General features: G+C 32.9%; 19 protein-coding genes and 4 tRNA genes. 9 read left to right on the forward strand and 14 right to left on the reverse strand.

Annotated features, from left to right (window positions below; genetic code table 11):
- Positions 1 to 55: 55 nt before the first annotated feature.
- Entirely contained in the window at positions 56 to 1,411 is a 1,356-nt protein-coding gene (gene mnmE, locus BMSBPS_RS02500) for a tRNA uridine-5-carboxymethylaminomethyl(34) synthesis GTPase MnmE (RefSeq protein WP_044170052.1), read from the forward strand.
- A gap of 385 nt (positions 1,412 to 1,796) precedes the next feature.
- Here the strand turns inward: mnmE and glmS are convergent, their stop codons facing one another.
- The 13 genes from glmS to mnmG all read right to left on the reverse strand — a co-directional run bounded on the left by glmS (position 1,797) and on the right by mnmG (position 15,215).
- Entirely contained in the window at positions 1,797 to 3,629 is a 1,833-nt protein-coding gene (gene glmS / locus BMSBPS_RS02505; protein WP_046201148.1) for a glutamine--fructose-6-phosphate transaminase (isomerizing), read from the reverse strand.
- Positions 3,630 to 3,788: 159 nt separating this feature from the next.
- Positions 3,789 to 5,159 (reverse strand): bifunctional UDP-N-acetylglucosamine diphosphorylase/glucosamine-1-phosphate N-acetyltransferase GlmU, encoded by a 1,371-nt coding sequence (glmU, locus tag BMSBPS_RS02510; protein WP_022564028.1) that lies wholly within the window; start codon positions 5,157 to 5,159, stop codon positions 3,789 to 3,791.
- 170 nt (positions 5,160 to 5,329) lie between these two features.
- On the reverse strand, positions 5,330 to 5,749 hold the full coding sequence (locus tag BMSBPS_RS02515; protein WP_044169927.1) for a F0F1 ATP synthase subunit epsilon: 420 nt from the start codon (positions 5,747 to 5,749) through the stop codon (positions 5,330 to 5,332).
- Positions 5,740 to 7,152 carry a F0F1 ATP synthase subunit beta gene (gene atpD / locus BMSBPS_RS02520; RefSeq protein ID WP_022564030.1) on the reverse strand — a complete coding sequence of 471 codons (1,413 nt, stop codon included), beginning with the start codon at positions 7,150 to 7,152 and terminating at the stop codon, positions 5,740 to 5,742. The genes BMSBPS_RS02515 and atpD overlap by 10 nt, the downstream gene beginning before the upstream one ends.
- Positions 7,153 to 7,183: 31 nt before the next feature.
- Positions 7,184 to 8,053: a F0F1 ATP synthase subunit gamma gene (atpG, locus tag BMSBPS_RS02525; RefSeq protein ID WP_022564031.1), complete on the reverse strand. Its 870-nt coding sequence runs from the start codon at positions 8,051 to 8,053 to the stop codon at positions 7,184 to 7,186.
- Positions 8,054 to 8,089: 36 nt separating this feature from the next.
- Positions 8,090 to 9,631 (reverse strand): F0F1 ATP synthase subunit alpha, encoded by a 1,542-nt coding sequence (gene atpA, locus BMSBPS_RS02530; protein WP_022564032.1) that lies wholly within the window; start codon positions 9,629 to 9,631, stop codon positions 8,090 to 8,092.
- A 14-nt stretch (positions 9,632 to 9,645) separates the two neighbouring features.
- A complete protein-coding gene (atpH, locus tag BMSBPS_RS02535) occupies positions 9,646 to 10,182 on the reverse strand; it encodes a F0F1 ATP synthase subunit delta (protein ID WP_044169928.1) in 537 nt (178 codons plus the stop codon).
- Positions 10,183 to 10,194: 12 nt separating this feature from the next.
- Positions 10,195 to 10,665: a F0F1 ATP synthase subunit B gene (gene atpF, locus BMSBPS_RS02540; RefSeq protein WP_044169929.1), complete on the reverse strand. Its 471-nt coding sequence runs from the start codon at positions 10,663 to 10,665 to the stop codon at positions 10,195 to 10,197.
- A 135-nt stretch (positions 10,666 to 10,800) separates the two neighbouring features.
- Positions 10,801 to 11,040 carry a F0F1 ATP synthase subunit C gene (gene atpE / locus BMSBPS_RS02545; RefSeq protein ID WP_022564035.1) on the reverse strand — a complete coding sequence of 80 codons (240 nt, stop codon included), beginning with the start codon at positions 11,038 to 11,040 and terminating at the stop codon, positions 10,801 to 10,803.
- Between the two features lie 50 nt (positions 11,041 to 11,090).
- Positions 11,091 to 11,909: a F0F1 ATP synthase subunit A gene (gene atpB, locus BMSBPS_RS02550; RefSeq protein ID WP_046201149.1), complete on the reverse strand. Its 819-nt coding sequence runs from the start codon at positions 11,907 to 11,909 to the stop codon at positions 11,091 to 11,093.
- Between the two features lie 23 nt (positions 11,910 to 11,932).
- Complete coding sequence (locus tag BMSBPS_RS02555) at positions 11,933 to 12,307, reverse strand: ATP synthase subunit I (RefSeq protein WP_022564037.1); 375 nt, start codon at positions 12,305 to 12,307, stop codon at positions 11,933 to 11,935.
- A 349-nt stretch (positions 12,308 to 12,656) separates the two neighbouring features.
- Positions 12,657 to 13,286: a 16S rRNA (guanine(527)-N(7))-methyltransferase RsmG gene (rsmG, locus tag BMSBPS_RS02560; RefSeq protein ID WP_046201150.1), complete on the reverse strand. Its 630-nt coding sequence runs from the start codon at positions 13,284 to 13,286 to the stop codon at positions 12,657 to 12,659.
- 45 nt (positions 13,287 to 13,331) lie between these two features.
- A complete protein-coding gene (mnmG, locus tag BMSBPS_RS02565) occupies positions 13,332 to 15,215 on the reverse strand; it encodes a tRNA uridine-5-carboxymethylaminomethyl(34) synthesis enzyme MnmG (RefSeq protein ID WP_022564039.1) in 1,884 nt (627 codons plus the stop codon).
- 1,038 nt (positions 15,216 to 16,253) lie between these two features.
- Here mnmG and murB point away from each other — a divergent pair.
- Both murB and birA read left to right on the forward strand, forming a co-directional pair.
- Positions 16,254 to 17,291: a UDP-N-acetylmuramate dehydrogenase gene (murB, locus tag BMSBPS_RS02570; protein WP_046201214.1), complete on the forward strand. Its 1,038-nt coding sequence runs from the start codon at positions 16,254 to 16,256 to the stop codon at positions 17,289 to 17,291.
- Positions 17,288 to 18,259, forward strand: a complete 972-nt coding sequence (gene birA, locus BMSBPS_RS02575; protein ID WP_046201151.1) for a bifunctional biotin--[acetyl-CoA-carboxylase] ligase/biotin operon repressor BirA — start codon at positions 17,288 to 17,290, stop codon at positions 18,257 to 18,259. Before murB ends, birA begins: the two co-directional genes overlap by 4 nt.
- A gap of 85 nt (positions 18,260 to 18,344) precedes the next feature.
- On the opposite strand, the gene coaA is transcribed toward birA, so the two are convergent.
- Positions 18,345 to 19,295 carry a type I pantothenate kinase gene (coaA, locus tag BMSBPS_RS02580; RefSeq protein ID WP_044170053.1) on the reverse strand — a complete coding sequence of 317 codons (951 nt, stop codon included), beginning with the start codon at positions 19,293 to 19,295 and terminating at the stop codon, positions 18,345 to 18,347.
- Between the two features lie 387 nt (positions 19,296 to 19,682).
- Here coaA and BMSBPS_RS02585 point away from each other — a divergent pair.
- The 6 genes from BMSBPS_RS02585 (at position 19,683) to nusG (ending at position 22,358) form a co-directional block, all read left to right on the forward strand.
- Positions 19,683 to 19,755: transfer RNA gene (locus BMSBPS_RS02585), tRNA-Thr, on the forward strand.
- A gap of 16 nt (positions 19,756 to 19,771) precedes the next feature.
- Positions 19,772 to 19,853 (forward strand) — tRNA-Tyr (locus tag BMSBPS_RS02590).
- Between the two features lie 207 nt (positions 19,854 to 20,060).
- Positions 20,061 to 20,132: transfer RNA gene (locus tag BMSBPS_RS02595), tRNA-Gly, on the forward strand.
- A gap of 20 nt (positions 20,133 to 20,152) precedes the next feature.
- Positions 20,153 to 20,225, forward strand: a tRNA-Thr gene (locus tag BMSBPS_RS02600).
- A gap of 1,202 nt (positions 20,226 to 21,427) precedes the next feature.
- Entirely contained in the window at positions 21,428 to 21,811 is a 384-nt protein-coding gene (gene secE, locus BMSBPS_RS02605; RefSeq protein ID WP_022564044.1) for a preprotein translocase subunit SecE, read from the forward strand.
- 1 nt (position 21,812) lies between these two features.
- Complete coding sequence (gene nusG / locus BMSBPS_RS02610) at positions 21,813 to 22,358, forward strand: transcription termination/antitermination protein NusG (protein ID WP_022564045.1); 546 nt, start codon at positions 21,813 to 21,815, stop codon at positions 22,356 to 22,358.
- The last annotated feature ends 70 nt before the right edge of the window (positions 22,359 to 22,428 follow it).

Below are 22,428 nucleotides of genomic sequence, written 5' to 3' on the forward strand. Positions count from 1 at the left end.
CTATAGGAAATAATATTTATTATTCTTAATTTTTTTAATTAAAACTTAGGGTATGATCTCGATGATAGATACTATTGCCGCTCAAGCCACTCCTGCAGGGCATGGCGGTGTTGGAATTCTGCGTATTTCTGGTAAAAAATCAGCTCAGGTAGCAAAAGCTGTATTAGGAAAATTACCAAATCCACGTTATGCGCACTATTTAGCGTTTTATGATGCCCATGGTAATATAATTGATAAAGGTATTGTTCTGTGGTTTCCGGGTCCACACTCCTTTACTGGTGAAGACGTACTAGAATTACAAGGGCATGGTGGGCCTATCATACTCGATTTATTACTAAAACGTATTATAGCAATACCTGATATTCGTATTGCTAATCCAGGAGAGTTTTTAGAGCGCGCTTTTCTGAATGGTAAGTTGGACTTGGCACAGGCAGAAGCTGTTTCGGATCTAATATATGCTAATTCTGAAAGAGCAGCACATGCTGCAGTTAATTCACTGCAGGGAGCATTTTCTATCCGTGTTAATGCAATGGTAGAAACTCTTACCAATTTACGTGCTTACGTAGAAACTGCTATTGATTTTGTAGATGAAGAAATCAATTTTTTATCTATCGATGAAATTAAAGAACAGTTAAATAAAATTATTGATCAACTTAATACTACACGTAGTATAGCGCATAAAGGTAGTTTGTTACGTGAAGGAATGAAAGTAGTAATTGCCGGATATCCTAATTCCGGAAAATCCAGTCTTTTAAATAGATTAACTGGTCGTGAAACCGCTATTGTGACCAATTTTGCTGGAACTACTCGGGATGTACTGCGAGAACATATTTGTCTTGATGGAATCACATTACATATTGCTGATACAGCAGGTTTACGCGAGACTAGTGATCCAATAGAAGAGATTGGTATTGAACGTGCTTGGAAAGAAATAATACAAGCTGATCATGTATTATTTATGGTTGATGCAAATATTACTAATATTAATATTTGGCCCGATTTTATAACACGTTTACCAACGCAGCTACCAGTTATGCTAATTCGTAATAAAGCAGACATGACTGGTGAACCAATTGGATTGAGGAAATTAAATAATCGTGTATTTATTAGTTTGTCTGTAAGTACAGGGGAGGGTATAGACATACTTTGCAATTACCTTAAACAAGCTATAGAAACTCCTAACAATAATATAGAGGGTGATTTTTTAGCACGTCGCCGCCATTTACACGCTTTAGATTTAGCAAATACTTATTTAAAACAATGCCAAGAACAACTTTTCGAAGGTTTTTCAGTTGAATTATTAGCAGAAAATTTACGCAGTGCACAATTATCACTTAATGAAATTACTGGAAAATTTACATCTAATAATTTACTAAAACGTATTTTCTCAACCTTTTGCATTGGTAAGTAACCATGTTTACGGACATTATTACACTGTTATGCATGAAATTTAAAATTATTCTAAAAATAAAATTAAAGAATGCACTTTCATCATATTAGTTGTTCAGTGCTTATATGCAGTTATAAATCATAATTATGTATATAACATACATCGCACATATCTATGTTTTATGGTTAATAATAAACGTACTGAAAAATCACCTTGGAATTTAATGATATAATACATTGTTCAACAAAAAATTTTCTCTAAACAAATTCACTGAATTATTGTTATAATAATTATTAATTATTTCATAATACCATCATCCTTAACTCGGTATATTTATAGTATTTTTTGTTTTTCATTATTTGAAAATATTTATATTTTTTGCAACTATTATTTAGATGGCAATCCATTATTCTACAGTTACTGATTTTGCCAAATTACGTGGTTGATCAACATTTGTTCCTTTAATTAATCCTACATGATATGAAAGCAACTGAAGTGGTAAAATGTAGAAGATTGGTGCAATTAATTCTTCAACATATGGTAATGAAATAATTTTTATTTTTTCATTTGCTTTAAAACCCGCGTCTTTATCAGTAAAAATATATAACAAACCACCACGAGTACGAACTTCTTCAATATTTGATTTTAATTTTTCCAAAAGTTGATTATTGGGGGCAATTACAATTACTGGGATATTTTCATCGATCAATGCTAATGGTCCATGTTTTAGCTCACCAGCTGCGTAAGCTTCAGCATGAATATAAGAAATTTCTTTCAGTTTTAATGCTCCTTCCATAGCGATTGGGTACTGATCACCTCGGCCTAGAAACAACGCATGATTTTTATCATAAAAACCTTCTGCTAATTTTTGTATAGTTTTTTCCTGTGTTAGAATTTGTTCGATTCGAGTCGGCAATTTTTTTAAAATTTGTACAATTTTATATTCAGTTATTGCTGCCATACCGTGTAATCGAGCTAATTTTACGACTAACATTAATAATACCGTTAACTGAGCAGTAAATGCTTTAGTAGATGCTACACCGATTTCAATCCCAGCTTTAGTCATTAAAGCTAAATCTGATTCACGCACTAAAGAGGAACTCTCTACATTACAAATAGCTAGAGATCCAAGATAGTCCAATTTTTTTGAAAGACGGAGTGCTTCTAAAGTATCTGCCGTTTCGCCTGACTGTGACAAAGCAATAAATAGACTATTTCTGCGCACAGCAGGTTTACGATAGCGGTACTCAGAAGCAATTTCAACATCACAAGGCATATTAGCTAATGATTCAAACCAATAACGGGATACCATACCAGAATTGTATGAAGTGCCACAAGCAATGATCTGGATATGCTCTACTTGATTAAGCAACATTTTAAAATTATCACCTAATTCGCTTAGATTGATCTTATCTTGCTTTAATCGACCGGTGAGTGTATTTTTAATCGCTATAGGTTGTTCATAAATTTCTTTGTGCATATAATGACTATAGTGGCCCTTATCATTTGCGTCATATTGCACATTAGATTTAATTCCAAAACGCTGTACTGGCTTACCATTTTGATTTAAAATTTTTATGTGACCACGTCTTACTTCCGCAATGTCACCTTCTTCTAAATAGATAAAACGGCGCGTTACAGGTAATAACGCTAATTCATCAGAAGCTATAAAGTTCTCACGAATTCCTTGTCCAATTACTAATGGGCTCCCTAAACGAATGGCTAATAGTACTGATGGATCTCGACTGTCCATAACTACTATACCGTAGGCACCTTGTAACTGTGGAATAACACGTAATACTACCTCGGATAACGTACCGCCTTGCATTTGTTGTTCCCAATGAATTAGATGTGCTACTACTTCACTATCGGTTTCAGAGACAAATTCATAACCATGTTCGATTAATTTTACACGCAGAGATGCATGATTTTCAATTATACCATTATGCGCAATAATAATATGCTTAGAAATATGTGGGTGCGCATTAACTTCTGATGGTTGACCATGTGTAGCCCAACGGGTATGTGCAATCCCCGTACCGCCAACTAGAGATAGATGCTCTACAGCTTCTACCAATTTCTGCACTTTCCCTAATCGACGTAAGCGTATTGCATGCCCAGATTCGTTAATTACAGTTAATCCAGCAGAGTCATATCCACGATATTCTAATCGACGTAAACCTTCCAAGAGAATTTCTACGATGTCACGCTGCGCTATTGCAGCAATAATTCCACACATAGTAATTTCTTCCTAGCATGCATAGGATACTGAACCCATGATAGTATTTGTACTATCTAATTTGATAGCCTGTTTTATGGTTTTAAAGGTATTTTTAAAAAACGAAATATAATTTTAATACTACTGTCAAATAGAAATATGATTCTGAATCATCGAAATCTATTTTTTATTAGGACGCTTCCAATTACATTTATGGTGTTGCTCTTTTTTGTTGTAAACTAAATCAGCTGTAAAAATATCTTTCATCACTGTAGTGCCAGCAGCAATAGTTACATTATCTACCACTGTCACCGGTGCCACTAGCTGACTATCAGAACCTATGAAAACATCATTCCCTATAGTGGTTTCAAATTTATTTGAACCGTCATAATTACAAGTAATAGTACCAGCGCCTATATTAACGTTTTGTCCAATTTTTGCATCACCGATATAAGACAAATGACCTGTTTTCGAGTTTTTACCTAATATAGTTTTTTTAATCTCAACAAAATTACCGACGTGTACCCTTTCATCTAATGTGCTTTCTAATCGCAAATGTGCGAATGGACCAACAGTACACGAATTAGCTAAATTTGAATCTTCAATTATTGTATAAGGACTAATCTTACAATCATCAGCTATTATACTATTTTTAATAATACATCCTGTTCCTATGGTGACACGATTTCCTAAAATAACTTGACCTTCAATGATAACATTGCTGTCGATTTTGATATCTCGTCCGTGTTCTAATGTACCACGTAGGTCAAAACGAGTTGGATCGTAAAGTGTTACACCGGCTAATAATAATCTTTCCGCTTGTTCTTTTTGATAAAGTCTTTCAAGCGTAGCAAGTTGTACATGATTATTTACTCCATAAATTTCACTAATACGTTCGGGATGCACGACTTTAATTGAACGTCCTTCACGATATGCTATAGAAATAATATCTGTTATGTAGAATTCTTTTTGTTTATTACAATTATCTAACATTGCTAGCCAACGTTTTAAATCAGCACCGTTAGCAATTAACATACCAGCATTAATTTCGTAAATATTTTTTTCTTTTAAAGAGGCATCTATTTCTTCAACAACTCCTATTACATCACCATGGTTACGTATAATACGACCGTATCCAGCCGGACTATCGACTATGGCAGTCAATAAACTAATACCACCATCAGGTTTCTCTTCGTATAATCGTTGTAATGTTTTTTTAGATATTAACGGTACATCACCGTAAAGAATTAAGATATCTTCATCATCAAAAAAAAAAGGCGCAGCTTGTTGAATTGCATGCCCGGTACCACGTTGTTCTTTCTGTAATATCCAATTTAATGATACATTTCTTCCCAGCGTTTCTTTAAGTAAATCCCCACAATAACCATACACAAGATGAATTTGTCGTGCGCCTATACATATAGCCGTATCAATTACATACTGTAATATGGGTTTACCTGCTAGAATATGTAATACTTTAGGAACATCAGAATATAAACGTCTACCTTTTCCTGCTGCTAAAATAACTATACTTATATTGCTTATAGACATAAAAATCCTGATTTTTTCATTGTATTATATAATTTATAATTATTCACATTACTAAAAACAATTAATTTTAAATTGCGTTACATACATTAATCACTTCCAGTGATAATAAAAAATTTCAGTATAAAATGCTAATTTTTCAATCCACATACTATTAATCGTATTCATATTCATTACATTGCTTTCTTTAATAATTCAATAACGCGCAGTTTTGCAATGGCTTTTGCCAACTCTGCAGCTGCTTGAGCATAGTCAAGATCTCTACAACTATTAGTGATATTTTTTTCTGCTTTATTTTTAGCTGCTAATGCTTTTGCTTCATCAAGATCTTGACCACGAATTGCTGTATCAGCTAATACAGTTGTATTATAGGGCTGTACTTCTAAAATACCGCCTGATAGATAAATATATTCATGTTCATTATTTTTTTTAACGATGTAAATCATTCCGGGTTTAATAGTAGTCAACAAGGGTGCATGGCCTGAATGAATACCTAAATCACCTTCACTACCTGATATTTGAATTCGCTTAACTAGACCAAAAAATATTTGTTTTTCTACACTGACTACATTTAAATGGAAAGTCATAATGATACCATAATATTTTTTGCTTTTTCCGTTGCTTCTTCGATTGATCCGACCATATAGAAAGCCTGTTCTGGCAAATGATCAAATTTACCTTCTAAAATACCCTTAAAACCATAGATAGTATTCTTTAGTGTGACGTATTTCCCTGGAAAACCAGTAAAAACTTCAGCAACAAAAAAAGGCTGAGATAAAAAACGCTGAATTTTGCGTGCCCGTGCTACTAATAATTTATCTTCTTCAGATAATTCATCCATACCAAGAATTGCAATGATGTCTTTCAAATCCTGATAACGCTGCAATATAGCTTGTATACCACATGCTACATTATAATGTTCTTGACCTACAACCAATGGATCTAATTGACGGCTAGTAGAATTAAGCGGATCAACAGCAGGATAGATACCCAAAGACGCAATTTGACGACTCAATGTAACGGTTGAATCTAAATGCGCAAAAGTAGTTGCAGGAGACGGATCTGTCAAATCATCTGCAGGTACATACACAGCTTGTACTGAAGTAATGGAACCCGTTTTAGTAGAAGTAATTCTTTCTTGCAATACTCCCATTTCTTCCGCCAATGTAGGCTGATAACCTACTGCAGAAGGCATACGACCTAATAATGCTGATACTTCTGTACCTGCTAAAGTATAGCGATAGATATTATCTATAAAGAGCAAAACATCACGTCCTTCATCGCGAAATTTTTCTGCCATGGTTAGACCAGTCAATGCTACACGTAAACGATTACCCGGTGGTTCGTTCATTTGACCGTATACTAAAGCTACTTTATCAATTACATTAGAGTCAATCATTTCGTGGTAGAAATCGTTGCCTTCGCGCGTACGTTCACCTACACCCGCAAAAACTGAATAACCTGAATGTTCAGCTGCTATATTACGGATTAATTCCATCATATTTACAGTTTTACCTACACCTGCTCCACCAAATAAACCAACTTTACCGCCTTTAGCAAATGGACAAATTAAATCAATTACCTTAATACCTGTTTCTAGTAACTCCTGAGAGCTTGATTGTTCTTCATAAGAAGGTGGTACACGGTGAATAGAGGATACCTCTACTTCACTTCCATCTTCTGCTTTTAATGCTCCTTTCATATCTATCGGTTGGCCTAATACATTCACTATACGGCCTAGCGTTGCTTTACCCACCGGAACTTGAATGGGTTTTTTTAAGTCAACGACTGTCAAATGACGTTTTAAACCATCTGAAGAACCCATAGCAATAGTACGAACTACACCACCCCCCAACTGTTGCTGCACTTCTAATATTAAATGCACAGCACCATTTTTAACTTCAAGAGCGTTATATACATGTGGTACTGAGTCCTGAGGGAACTCCACATCAACTACAGCACCGATAATCTGGACAATTTTTCCAGTTGTTGCCATATTTGAATCCTCTAGCTCATTCTATTACTAATCAGACTGCCGAGGCTCCTGAGACTATCTCGGTAATTTCCTGAGTAATGTTAGCTTGACGAGCTTTATTATAAACTAACTGTAAATCTTTGATTAAAGATATGCTGTTATCAGTTGCAGCTTTCATTGCTACCATACGCGCAGCTTGTTCACTAGCTAAGTTTTCTACAAGAAATTGATACACTTGAGATTCTATATAACGACGTAATAGAACATCTAGCAATGGTTTTGAATCCGGTTCATATAAATAATCCCATTTTTTAACTTTTATTTTTTCTGCTTCGCTTTCTGTAGATGTTAATGGTAATAATTGAGTAATCACTGGAATTTGAGACATTGTATTATTAAATTTATTACTGATAATATATAATTTGTCAGTAATACCTTCATCGTAAGATTTTAACATTATTTTTATCGGTCCAATTAAATCAGACAGAGTAGGCTTGTTACATATACCTGTCACTTGAGCAACAATATTAGCACTAATAGAACTAAAAAATGAAACACCTTTTGAACCGATTAAAGTTAAATCACTCTGAACGCCTTTAATAGACCATGTTTGCATTTCCAAAAGTAATTTTTTAAATAGATTAATATTTAAGCTACCGCAAAGTCCACGATCTGTGGAAATAACTAAATAACCAATACGTCTTACATCACGATTATGAAGATAAGGATGCTTGTATTCTAAACTACCTAGTAACAGATGATTGATTACTTTACGAATGGCATAAGAATACGGACGACTAATTGCCATATGTTCTTGCGTTTTACGCATTTTTGATGCTGCAACCATTTCCATTGCTTTAGTAATTTTTTGGGTATTTTTTACACTATCGATCTTAGTACGTATTTCTTTTACACCAACCATTCATTCTAACTCCTTAGAACTCAAGAATTTCAAGTATTACCAAGAACAGCTTTCCTTAAACGCTTCAAGCAGATTTTTTAGTTGAGTTTCAATGTGATCATTGAAGTTACCTTCGTAATTAATTTCTTCTATTAAAGAAGAATATTGTTGCTGCGCAAATTTTAATAACGCATCTTCAAAACTAGCAATTTTTGATAATTCAACATCATTTAAAAAATTATACTCAGCAGCAAACAAAATTAAACTTTGTTGAGCGAGAGACATAGGTGCATATTGTTTTTGTTTAAGTAAATTAGTTACTTTTTGTCCATATATTAATTGTTTGCGCGTAGTATCATCTAGATCAGAAGAAAATTGAGAAAATGCAGCTAATTCGTGATATTGTGCTAATGCAGTACGAATTCCCCCGGACAATTTTTTAATAATTTTGCTTTGGGCAGCACTGCCTACTCTAGAAACTGAAATACCTGGGTTAACAGCCGGACGAATTCCCGCATTAAAAAGATTAGACTCTAAAAAAATTTGGCCATCAGTAATTGAAATGACATTAGTAGGAACAAATGCAGAAACATCACCAGCCTGTGTTTCAATAATTGGCATAGCAGTGAGTGAACCAGTTTTACCTTTTATTGTACCATTAGTACAACGTTCAACATAATCAGTACTAACACGAGATGCTCGTTCTAAAAGACGAGAATGAAGATAAAAAACATCTCCTGGAAAAGCTTCTCGACCCGGGGGTCGACGTAACAATAAAGAAATTTGCCGATAAGCAATAGCTTGTTTAGATAAATCATCATATACAATTAGTGCGTCTTCACCACGATCACGAAAATATTCGCCCATCGTACAACCAGCATAGGGCGCAAGATACTGTAATACTGCAGATTCCGATGCAAAAGAAACGACTATAATAGTATTAAATAATGCACCATGCTCTTCTAATTTGCGTACAACCTGAAATATAGTGGATGCTTTTTGACCAATAGCTACATAAATACATTTAATATCGGTATTACGCTGATTTATGATGGTATCAATTGCCATAGCAGTTTTGCCGGTTTGACGATCTCCGATGATCAGTTCACGCTGGCCACGACCAATAGGAACCATCGCATCTATAGATTTGTAACCGGTCTGCACAGGTTGTCTTACTGATTCACGATCAATGACACCGGGTGCAATAACCTCAACTGCAGAAAAACCATCATGTTCAATATTCCCTTTACCATCGATAGGTATTCCTAAAGTATTTACTACACGACCTAATAAACCACGACCCACTGGTACTTCTAAAATACGGCCTGTACACTTTACTTTCATACCTTCTACAAGGTCACTGTAAGGACCCATTACTACCGCACCGATAGAATCACGTTCAAGGTTTAATGCAATGGCATAGCGGTTACTTTTTAAACTGATCATTTCGCCTTGCATAACATCAGTTAGGCCGTGTATACGAATAATACCGTCACTCACAGAAACAATAGTACCTTCGTTATAGGTTTCACTTGCGACATTAAACTGAGTAATACGCTGCTTAATCAGTTCACTAATTTCGTTAGAATTCAGTTTCATATGCCTTAGTCTCCTTAAGACTGCAAGACGTTTTTTAAACGCTCAAGACGGTTACGCACGCTGCCATCGATCACTAAATCATCTATGCGGATAATTATACCTCCTATGATAGACTGATCAAATGTACAATTTAATTTGATTTTACATGATAAATTTTTTTGCATAGAAAGATAAATGTTCTTTAACTGTCTATTACTTAACATATGAGTAGAAATCACATTAACTTCAATGATACCTTCATATGTATTTCGCAATTGAATAAATTGTTGTAATATAATAGGTAAAATTGATAAACGTCGGTTTTCTGCTAAAATTTTAATTAGATTTTGACCATTTTGATCAAGATAATTACCGCAAATTAAATTGAAAAGAGAAGATAAGGGTTCAGCTGCTACTAAAGTACCTGATAGATACGTTGCTATCTGTTGGTCAGAGGAAACAGCTGAAGCAAAAGTTAGCATGCATTGCCAGTGATCCACATTTTGATGTTCCACAGCAAAGTTAAAAGCTGCTGTAGCATAAGGGCGAGCTACAGTAATTAATTCAGACATCACCTACGATTCCTATAACTTAGAGATGAGTTTATCAATAATATCGCTGTCTATCGTTTCATCCATAGAACGTTCGATGATTTTATTAACACCAGTTAACACTAGCATTGACACTTTTTTATGTAATTCTTCACGCACACGCAACAACTCAACTGTAATTATTGATTGAGCCTGCGCAATAATACGCATACGTTCAGCTTCAGCTTCAATTTTAGCTTCATGCAAAATTTGAAGACGACTTTGATTTGCCTGTTCGGTAATCAGCAGAGCTTGATTTATTGCTTTATTTACTTTCTCGATTGCATCAGCATTTGCACGTTGTAAGTCTTTTTTTGCACGTTCAACAGAAGCAAACTCTTCAGCAATTTCTTTTTGACGTTTTTCGATGGCTGCCATAATAGGTGGCCATATATACTTCATACAGAATGCCACAAACAGAACAAATGCGATGGCTTGACCGAAGATTGTTGCATTAATATTCAAAGCAAAATACCTCACTTCTTAAATTAATTTAACTTCTTGCTATCTGAGTATTAGCGGAAAATTATAGAAACATGTTAAGAAAAGATTTTTAAGATTACTAATACTTGTTAAGTACCGCTCTGCTATGACAAAATATCAAGAAACAGCAAACATCAGATACATACCTAAACCAACAGCAATCATTGGAATAGCATCAACTAACCCCATTACAACAAAAAATTGTGTTCGAAGTAGAGGAACGAGATCGGGCTGACGCGCTGCACCTTCTAGGAACTTACCTCCCAGAAGACCAATACCAATTGCAGCACCGATTGCTGCCAACCCCATCATTACAGCGGCAGACATGTACAGTAAATCCATATTCACGTTTCCCATGACAGTCTCCAGTATTATTCTAGTTAAAAAAGCTTTAATATGTAAAACAATCAATGTACTTCAGATGTCATTGATAGATAAATAATTGTAAGGATCATAAAAATAAAAGCCTGTAACGAAATGATCACGATGTGAAAAATGGCCCATGGTACACTTAACATCCATTGTGACCACCAGGGCAATAAACAAGCAATAAGAATAAATATCAGTTCACCTGCGTACATATTACCAAATAATCGTAAAGCAAGTGAAATAGGTTTTGAAAACAAACTCACAATTTCTAGAATTAAATTTATAGGAATAAACAGCGGATGGTGAAAAGGCTGTAAAATTAATTCTTTAATAAAAACATTTAACCCCTTGATTTTTATGCTATAGAATAAAATTAAAGAGAATACACCAAGCGCCATAGATACAGTGATGTTCACATCGGCAGAAGGGACAACGCGCAATGCCGGCAGATCTAACAAATACTTTCCAGTAAAAGGCAATAAATCAATAGGCAATAAATCCATAAAATTCATCAAAAAGACCCAAACAAAAATTGTTAGAGCTAATGGAGCTATGATCTTAGATGTACCATAATACATCTCACGTACATTACTATCAACAAAGTTGACAATTAATTCAATAGCTGTTTGTATTTTATTAGGTACATTTGTTGTGATTTTTTTTGCTGATATATTGAATATTAATAAAAATATCCCTCCTAAAAATATGGAAAAACACATAGAATCTAAGTTTAATATCCAAAATTTTGAAGAAGAAATAGGTGAAATTAGTAGTTCAAAGGTACGAAGATCTAATTGCAGATGTTTCAGGTGATGATTAATATATAATTGTGGTGTTAAGATTTCTCTTGTAGCCATTTACTTTTTACCTTTATCAATTATTAATTGCGGCTGAATGCAATAATTTGTACTACGATCACTGATAGCCAAGTAATTACAAGTGGCCAAAAAACCGCTTTAAAAACACCTAGCATTATACCTAGAAAAATAAAGGTAATAATTAACTTGATAGTTTCATATAAAACAAAGTTCCATACAAAATATTTTTTTATGAACATCTGTGTTTGTAAACGCCACGCTAAACACATAAACAACATATTTGGTAGCCAAGCTGTTATGCCACCTGCTAACGCAGAAGTAGCCCAAGTAAATTCTTTTAAATTAAAGAGAAATCCGCTTGTCAAAAATGTAACTGGTTGAAATAAAAATACTATTCGAATGAATTTCATTTGATCATTATCGAGCAATGCTGACATGGCGTTTTAAATTCTCCGATCCGCAAACATGTTCAGATAATTTTTTATATTTGTTCATTTTACTAAGTTGTCGCAAGTAAGTCAAACAACGTGATATCATGAAATTATACGCATTACTAGTATAATTTCAATTGTTAAATGAGTGAGTTTTTTCAAAAATTCAATTTTTTATATGGTTTATCCCTTATATGAAAATAAATGAACTAGCGCTAAATCTCTAATACAAAAATTATAATTAATTTTTAGGGTATTATAATTTTGAAATTTAAAAATCAACCAACTCCATTGAAAAATGCATCGAATTTTATTCAGGTTATGTACATAGCTAAGACTAACAACAAAGTGTGGATTACTTAATTTCATTACTGCGTTTTATAATAATTAAATGACGCTCTGCATTTAATTCAGGAACCTGTAACGGGTGAATTTGTTCAATAACAAATGCACCGGATAACTTAGCGAATAAATTATATGTACATATACCTTTCAGCGCATAAAAACGGCCATGATCAGATAGTAGGTGATGACATAATTTTATCATATTCTCAAGAGGCGCAAAAGCACGACTGATTATTCCATCAAAAGATAATTGTGTAAAAAATTTTTCTACACGATTGTTTATAATATTAATATTATTAAGTGCTAGTTCATATTCAACTTGATAAAGAAATCGCACTTTCTTAGCGCGACTATCTAATAAAGTAAAATTTGCTTGTGGATGTACAATTGCTAATGGAATACCGGGTAAACCTGGTCCGGTACCAACATCAATAAAAAAATTGCCTTTTAAATAAGGTTTAACTACGATACTGTCAAGAATATGCCGTACTAAAATTTGTTGAGGATCGCGGACCGACGTGAAATTGTATAACTTATTCCATTTGCATAATAGTTCAATGTAAGTAATTAATTGTTGTTTCTGTCGGTCTGAAATGAAAATATTTATTGCTTTTAATAATGCAGAAAGTGTATTTAACATTCTTTAAAATTAATATTTAGAATATAGCAAGATATTGTAGTATAATCATGCAATCGCTAAAGTTTTTTTAATATGTATTAATAAAATAGAAATCGCGGCAGGTGTAATACCGGCAATACGGGACGCCTGACCAATTGAAGTTGGTTTATGAATATTAAGTTTTGCAATTACTTCATGCGACAGTCCTGCGATGTCATTGTAATTAAAATTAATTGGCAGTATAGTCTCTTCATTTTTTTTTTGACGTTCAATTTCTTTTTGCTGAAGTGTAATATATCCTTGGTATTTCACTTGAATTTCAACCTGTTCTGCTACTTCTTTATCTACAATAGCTGGACTGTACTTGTTTAGGGAAGTTAATAACCTATAGTTCATTTCAGGACGTAATAATAGATCTTCACCATTTACTTCTTTTGTCAATGGCGTTCTAAGTATCTTGTTCACTTCTTCTACATAACTTGATTGCGGATTTACCCATATGTTACGCAGACGCTGACGTTCTTTTTCAATCAATTCTAATTTTTTGTTATAACGCACCCAACGTACTTCATCTATCAATCCTAGTTTTCGCCCTATTTCAGTTAGACGCAAATCTGCATTATCTTCACGGAGCATCAAACGATATTCAGCACGTGAAGTGAACATGCGGTAAGGTTCTTCGGTACCTAATGTACATAAGTCATCAATAAGAACTCCAATGTAAGCTTGATCACGTCGTGGCATCCAACCTTCTTGGTCCAAAGACTGGCATGCAGCATTAAGTCCGGCTAATAAACCTTGAGCAGCAGCCTCTTCGTAACCTGTAGTTCCATTGATTTGCCCTGCAAAAAATAAACCGTGAATAACTTTGCTTTCTAACGTTTTCTGCAGATTACGCGGATCAAAAAAATCATATTCTATAGCATAACCCGATCGAATAATATTTGCATTTTCTAATCCTGTTATTGACCTAACAATTTTTATTTGCACATCCAATGGTAGACTAGTGGAAATTCCATTTGGATAAATTTCATTGCTATTTAAACCTTCAGGTTCAAGAAAAATTTGATGTTTATTGCGCTCACTAAATCGTATTACTTTATCTTCAATTGAAGGACAATAACGTGGACCTAGACCTTTAATTGCACCGTTATACATTGGGCTAAGATGAAGATTTTCAAGGATAATATTGTGTGTTTTCTCATTAGTATGCGTGATCCAACACGGTATTTGCTTAGGGTGTTGCGATATATCTCCTATAAATGAGAAGATTGGTACTGGTATATCTCCATGCTGTGAACAGAGAATATTAAAATTAACGCTTTTTGCATCAATACGCGGAGGAGTACCAGTTTTCAAACGTTTTGTAGGAGATGGCAATAATGAATGTAAACATTTAGCTAAAGCAAGCGATGCCGGTTCGCCTGTACGTCCAGCGCTATAAGTATCTAAACCAATATGAATCTTACCGTTTAAAAAAGTACCTACCGTAAGAATAACTGTTTTAGAAAAAAATTTTACTCCTATATCAGTGATAACGCCACAAACATGATGATTACGTATAATCAAATCGATTACTTCTTGCTGTAGTATGATTAAATTTGGCTGATGTTCTAAAAATGTGCGCATAGCTTGACGGTACAAATTGCGATCAGCTTGAGCACGAGTAGCACGTACTGCTGCTCCTTTACTAGAATTTAGAACTCTAAATTGAATACCAGCTTGATCAATAGCTTGTGCCATTTTTCCACCTAAGGCATCTATTTCTTTTACTAAATGTCCTTTACCGATGCCTCCAATTGCTGGATTACAAGACATTTGTCCAATTGTATTAATATTATAAGTTAACAGTAATGTTTTACGGCCCATCCGAGCAGCAGCCAGTGCAGCCTCTGTACCTGCATGCCCAGCACCAATTATAATAACGTCAAAAGGATTTGAAAAGAACATAGAAACCTCAAAAGTATTTACACAGATAAAAAACTAGAAAATTAATTCTGATTGCTAGTGCTATACATAAAAATTACAATAGTAACAAATAATTCGTAAGAAATATTTTCTGTTGATCAGCAGTGATTTTAATTATTAAATCTGCAATTCTATTACATATCTGTACATAAATTTTTACATACTCTGCCCATAAATGATATACAATTCATTTTTAGCTCTAATAATTAAGAAGTCCTTACATAAATAAACTAAGCCTAATTTATCCAGAGGCATTATAGATAAAATTAAATATGGAATCATAACTAAATTAAATTTAGTTTAATATAGTATTAACTAAACATAAATTAACTATCGATTATTTCGATTGTAACTATTGAAAATAAATGTAGTTAAATAACTTTGATAGTTTATAATTCCGAGTGTTTATTTATAAAATTTTTTTAAAATGAATAACAATATAATTATAGCAATTACCTTTAATCATTTTGTGTTTAGAAATGATTAAAGGTAACAATTTTAAATCTGGTACAATAAACATGCTATAAAACAACATAAATGACTTTATTTTTTTAAGTAATAAAATAATTTTTATTAACTACATATACAATTTATTATAGTTTTATTTTCAATAAAACTAAAGAACAATATTAATAAGCATAAATTTTTACGCGTAACGATTTTTAATACATTATAATTTTTAGATATTTGAAAATATGATTCAATGTTTTTGCTTAGATTCTTAATATTTTCAAATTTTATCATTATCTAACCTATAATATGCTTTTAAATTAACAACTGATTAAATGTTAATAATTTCTAAAGTTAAAGAAAAAAGAGTCTATTTTGGATACAGAAAATTAAATGCCTAATATAGTCAAATAAAGTTATTTAAATTCAATAAATTGATTGGCATAATCATTAAAGTGAATTTTTTTGAAAATTAAATTTGAAACACTATCATACATACAAGTAGTGTTCAATTTTACTTTTAGAATGAGATATAAAATACGCCTGGATTTAATCATTAAAGGCCGTCAAATGTATGTTTTTGATATATCGCTAAAAGCATTTAACACTTTTCACCTTGAAATCTTTACAAACAAACTTACTATAGTTCATTCATTTAATAGTATCATAGAAGCTTGGCGATTAAGCCAAGAAATTAATATGCCATTTATGATGTTAGGTGAAGGAAGTAATGTTTTATTTCTTGAAGATTTTAGTGGTCAGATAGTTATTAATGCACTTAAAGGTATTCATCTTGATGAACATGATGAGGAATGGCATATACATGTAGGAGCAGGCGAAAATTGGCACTCGTTAGTTAAATGGACTTTAAAAAATGGTATCGCAGGACTAGAAAATCTTGCATTTATTCCTGGAATGGTCGGTTCAGCAGCTGTTCAAAATATTGGTGCGTATGGAGTTGAATTTAAAAATTTTTGCAAATACGTTGATACATTACATCTTCCTACTCAACAGACAATGCGCTTATCTCGTCCAGAATGTCAATTTGGTTATCGTGATAGTATTTTTCAACATGCCATGAGAAATGAATACGTTATTGTTGCAGTCGGTCTATGTATTGAAAAAAGCTGGTTGCCAAAACTGAGCTACGGAGATCTTGTAAAACTTAATCCAGCAGAAATATGTGCCACGGACATTTTTAATGCCGTATACTATATGCGACAGAGTAAACTACCTGATCCCAAGATAATAGGGAATGTTGGGAGTTTTTTTAAAAATCCTATTGTTGGTCAAGAGAAAGCAATTACTTTACTGACTAAATGGCCAAGTATGCCATATTATCTTCAATCTAATGGTACAATCAAATTAGCTGCTGCTTGGTTGATCGAACAATGTAATTTAAAAGGATACAGTATTGGCGGTGCGGCTGTACATCGTAAACAAGCCGCAGTATTAATTAACAAAAATCACGCAACTCCGAACGACATTGTAATATTAGCAAGTAAAATAAGAAACAAAGTAGGTGAAAAATTTCATATTTGGCTAGAACCAGAAATTCGCTTTATCGGCGCTCAAGGCGAATGTAATGCCATTGAGGTATTATCATGAAAAATCATATTATACCGTTAAAGCTAGTAGCTCTTTTAGCTGATGGAAAATTTCACTCAAGTCAGCAATTAGCACATATATTAGATATCAGTAGAGCTGATGTTAATAAACATATCCAAACCCTCAAAAGTTGGGGATTGGATATGTATACTGTATATGATAAAGGTTATAGCCTGTCTACTTCTATTCAATTATTAGATCAAAAAAAAATATTTTCATATTTAAATCAACCCAATGTATCAGTCATTCCCGTTATTAATTCTACTAACCAATATCTTCTTGATCGTATAGATCAACTTTCTTCTGGCGATGCTTGTATAGCGGAATATCAACAAGCAGGACGAGGACGTCGTGGAAAAAAATGGCTATCTCCTTTTGGTACGAATTTATATTTATCTATGTACTGGTATTTTAAGCAAAAACCAGTTGCAACAATGGGTCTTAGTGTAGTAATTGCTATCGTTATAGCACAGATAATTCAGTCATTGGGTGCATCTGATGTACGTATAAAATGGCCTAATGACCTTTATCTTGATCACCGAAAATTAGCTGGTATTCTAGTTGAATTAACTGGTCAAACAACTGATTCAGTACATATTGTAATAGGTGTTGGTATGAATCTCTTCATGAATACACTAAATAATTTGAAAGTTAATCAGAATTGGATCAGTTTGCATGAAGTAGGTATGAACATCGATCGCAACGCATTAGCTGCAAAAATGCTTAATAGTCTTCGACAGACATTACCGATTTTTGAACAAAATGGCTTAAAACCTTTTATGATGCATTGGGAATCTTTAGATGATTTTATGAATCAACCTATAACATTGTTAATTGGTGAGAGTGAAGTACATGGTATTGCACGTGGTATTAATGAGCAAGGTGCATTACTGTTAGAAGAAAACGGAAAAATAAATTCTTGGATTGATGGAGAAATTTCTCTAAATGCAAGATTTGATATTAATTAAATTAGTTTCTTCATTAAAGACAAAAAACTATTTATAATTTTATTTCAACAATGTTTAATTGCAATAAGCTAATTTTAAAGAAAAATTATTTTCTTAAACGTATGCTTTGTACAGCATGATCGGCTGATTTAGTCATAATCAGGTTAGCCCGCTCACGTGTTGGTAGTATATTTTTTTTTAGATTTAGCCAATTAGTCTGCTTCCATAGCGATCGAGCGATATTAGTTGCTTTTTTTTTATGTAATTTAGAATAATTATGAAAATATGAATTGGGTTGACTGAATGCACCTTGACAGAATTTTAGAAAACGATGGATATACCAGCTTTCTAGTAAGGTTTCAGGAGCATCAACATATATTGAAAAATCCACAAAATCAGATACAAAGACGCGATGTGGATCGTGAGGATAATCCATGCCGCTTTGTAGAACATTCAATCCTTCAAGAATTAAGATATCTGGCTGATAAATAATTTTATCGCCACTAGGAATGATATCGTACATTAAATGTGAATAAGTCGGTGCAGTTACTTGACTAGCACCTGATTTCAAATCAGACAAAAAGTTAACTAAACGATGCATATCATAAGATTGTGGAAAACCTTTTTTTTTCATTAAACCGCGTTTTTGTAAAACTGAATTAGGATGTAAAAATCCATCCGTAGTAATTAACTCAACTTTACGATGTTCAGGCCATCTACTCAGTAATGCTTTGAGTACACGCGCAGTAGTACTTTTTCCTACTGCTACACTACCAGCAATACTAATAATATAAGGAATTTTTTGTTTATTTGTGCCTAGAAACTGCTCTAGTGCTGCTTGACGACGCAAATTAAAACTGATATAAAAATTAAGTAGACGTGAAAGAGGTAAATAAATCTCAGCAACCTCTTTTATAGAAAGGTCTTCATTGATTCCACGTAGTTGATCAATTTCATTTTGTGTTATAGTCATTGGTACAGAATCACGTAGTGCTGCCCATTGTTGGCGATTAAAGCGTAAATAACGTGTTGTTAAAAAAGTTGTTTTTTTAATCATAGGTAAATATTTAACCATAAGTTTTAGTTTCATTTACACATTGTAAATGTATCTTATAAAGCAACAACTAATTGAATACAGTTGTAGATTTCTTTTATAAGACTTGATTCATTTAAGTATTGAAAAGGTTATATAGAAAGAACAGCACTGCAGAAGGGGATAAAATTAGTAAAATTTTAAATAAAGTTGGGGTATAAAATAGGACTATGCGAGTATTTATAACATATAATATTTTTTGCATATTAAAACTGAACATAGTATAAATTTTCTAAATATACGAAAAATTAGTGCAGTATAGTATGTATAATACATCAGTGTACTTGCTAAGTATTTTTTAATAATATTTTCTTGCATCTTTTCTTAATATTTTATATAATCATGATTTTTGCCGGCTTAGCTCAGTTGGTAGAGCAACTGACTTGTAATCAGTAGGTCACCAGTTCAATTCCGGTAGCCGGCATTGTGATCAAATTCAAGGTGGGATTCCCGAGTGGTTAAAGGGAGCAGACTGTAAATCTGCCGTCATAGACTTCGAAGGTTCGAATCCTTCTCCCACCATCAAAATTTTTATTTTTCTAAAACAAGTTTTAAGCGACGTGTTTCTTAAATGTTTTAAGTAATTCAGTTTTTTGTTAAGATAAATCAAGGTATTTTTTTGATTTCTATGAATTTGTATTTCTACTTGAATAATTTTAATAAAACATTTATCTCGAGATAAAAATTTTTATTGTTTAGATAAACAAAGATATAGTTTAATGTCAGTATGCGGGCATGGTATAAAGGCTATTACCTCAGCCTTCCAAGCTGATGATACGGGTTCAATTCCCGTTGCCCGCTTTATTATTCATACTGCTGATGCTGATATAGCTCAGTTGGTAGAGCACACCCTTGGTAAGGGTGAGGTCCCCAGTCCGATTCTGGGTATCAGCACAATGTTTATGTTTTATCAGTTTGTCAATTCATTAGTTGCCGTAGATACAATTAGATTGTTAATTCAATGTGCTAATGTGGTGTCGGATATTTTAGATAGTTCAAAACACAAAAATCATTATAATGTAAAATTGTACGTGAATTTAGATAGTCATGCATTAGTGTATGTACACTATAATTTAATAAATATCGTATAGACTGTTACTATAGCCATTGGATGTATTTTTAAGTGTTTGTCTTAATTATAAGATTTTATTGATTTGATTATATATTATAATAATACTTTGGAATATCAAAACGTATAGAATTGCTATCAGTGCTTCTTAACATGCTGAATATGCAAATGCCACGAAATAATATTTTAAATATAAATTAGTTAAATAAACTAACCTTGATTTATTTTATTTAACTGCAGTATAGAATCATACTACTTAAATAACGATGCATGTTAGTTGCAGATTATAAATTCAGTAAGTCTTAAAGTAACAAGCGTCGATCAATTATATTATTATTAAATGCACAACGTAATTTATAGCGAAAACATAATCGAGTTAATATCAATATTAATACTTGTCAAAGTATGACTGTTAATGCAGATAAAAATTGTTGAATTTAATGGTGTATAATCTATTAGGTACTCTTTGGTTGAATTGAGATATATTACAAGTTCTACATGTCGTGAAGTAATAATATAGTTATTGACCTTATGGAAACAAACATATTTTAAGTCAATCATAAAATATTTAAAGTGTTAGCCGTCGATCATCAATTTTTGACGTAGAAAAAAATGTTTGCAAATTTTTAAATAATCTTAAACAGATGACAACTATGGAATTCTATATATATCATCACTAAAAGTTTCTAAAGAGAGATGGTATAAACAAATATTAACTAAACCGCATTTAAATAAATCGCATGCTAGATTTATCTCAACAGTGTAAAATTTTATCAAAAATAAAGACGATCGTACCGTTATTGATGTAGATCTACTTTCTAACATGTCCATTTAGTTTAATTTTCATAATTATTAAAATAATGTCTATATTATTAAATAATTTCAATTTTAATTCTTATATTTAGAAGTATAATTAATATATAAAAATTCAATGTTAAATTTTGATTATGGCTAACAATTCGTTCGGTTATAAGGACCTATGTTAGTAGGTGTAAAAATAGTTTTGAATTATTGTGGTGGTTAGTTTATGAGTGCAAATACCGAAGCACGTAAGAATACATATGGCTTGGAAATAATACAATGGTTCATGGTCATTATATTATTCATAGCAGCAATCGTTGGCAATTATATCTATCGTGATATAGTATTGCCTTTGCGACTGTTAGCTGTATTGATCTTAATTACCGTAGCATTAAGCATTGCTTTATTAACGAAAAAAGGTAAAGCAGCTGTAGCGTTTATACGTGAAGCAAGAACGGAAATGCGTAAAGTAATCTGGCCAACTCTTCAGGAGACATTAAATACTACGTTAATTGTAGCGATAGTTACTGCCGCCGTATCACTAGTTCTATGGGGGTTAGATGGTATGTTAGTACGTTTGATATCAGTTATTACTAACTTGAGGTTTTGAGATGTCTGAATCTCTAAAAAAACATTGGTATGTCATTCAGGCATTTTCTGGTTTCGAAGCTCGTGTAGCAAAGTCATTGCAAGAGCATATTAAACTACACAATATGGAAAAATTATTTGGCCAAGTTATTGTACCAACTGAGGAAGTAGTTGAAATTCGAGGTGGTTTTCGTCGTAAAAGCGAACGTAAATTTTTTCCAGGTTATGTGTTGGTTCAGATGATTATGGATGATTCTAGCTGGCACTTAGTTCGCAATATACCACGCGTGATGGGATTTATTGGTGGTACATCTGATCGTCCCGCGCCGATTAGTGATAAAGAAGTCGATGCTATCATGAATCGTTTGCAACAAGTAGGAGATAAGCCCAGACCTAAAACCCTTTTCGAACCTGGGGAAATAGTTCGTGTTAATGATGGTCCATTTTCTGATTTTAATGGTATGGTTGAAGAAGTAGATTATGAAAAAAGTCGCGTTAAAGTTTCCGTATCGATTTTTGGCCGTGCAACCCCTGTAGAGTTAGATTTTGCACAAGTAGAAAAAGGCTAATATTTTAAGTTTACATGTTAGTTTTATCTTCACATACTGACTACTAAACTGTAGTAGCAAAAAATAAGCA

Source organism: Candidatus Pantoea carbekii, assembly GCF_000971765.1.
In the GTDB taxonomy this organism is placed as follows: domain Bacteria; phylum Pseudomonadota; class Gammaproteobacteria; order Enterobacterales; family Enterobacteriaceae; genus Pantoea_A; species Pantoea_A carbekii.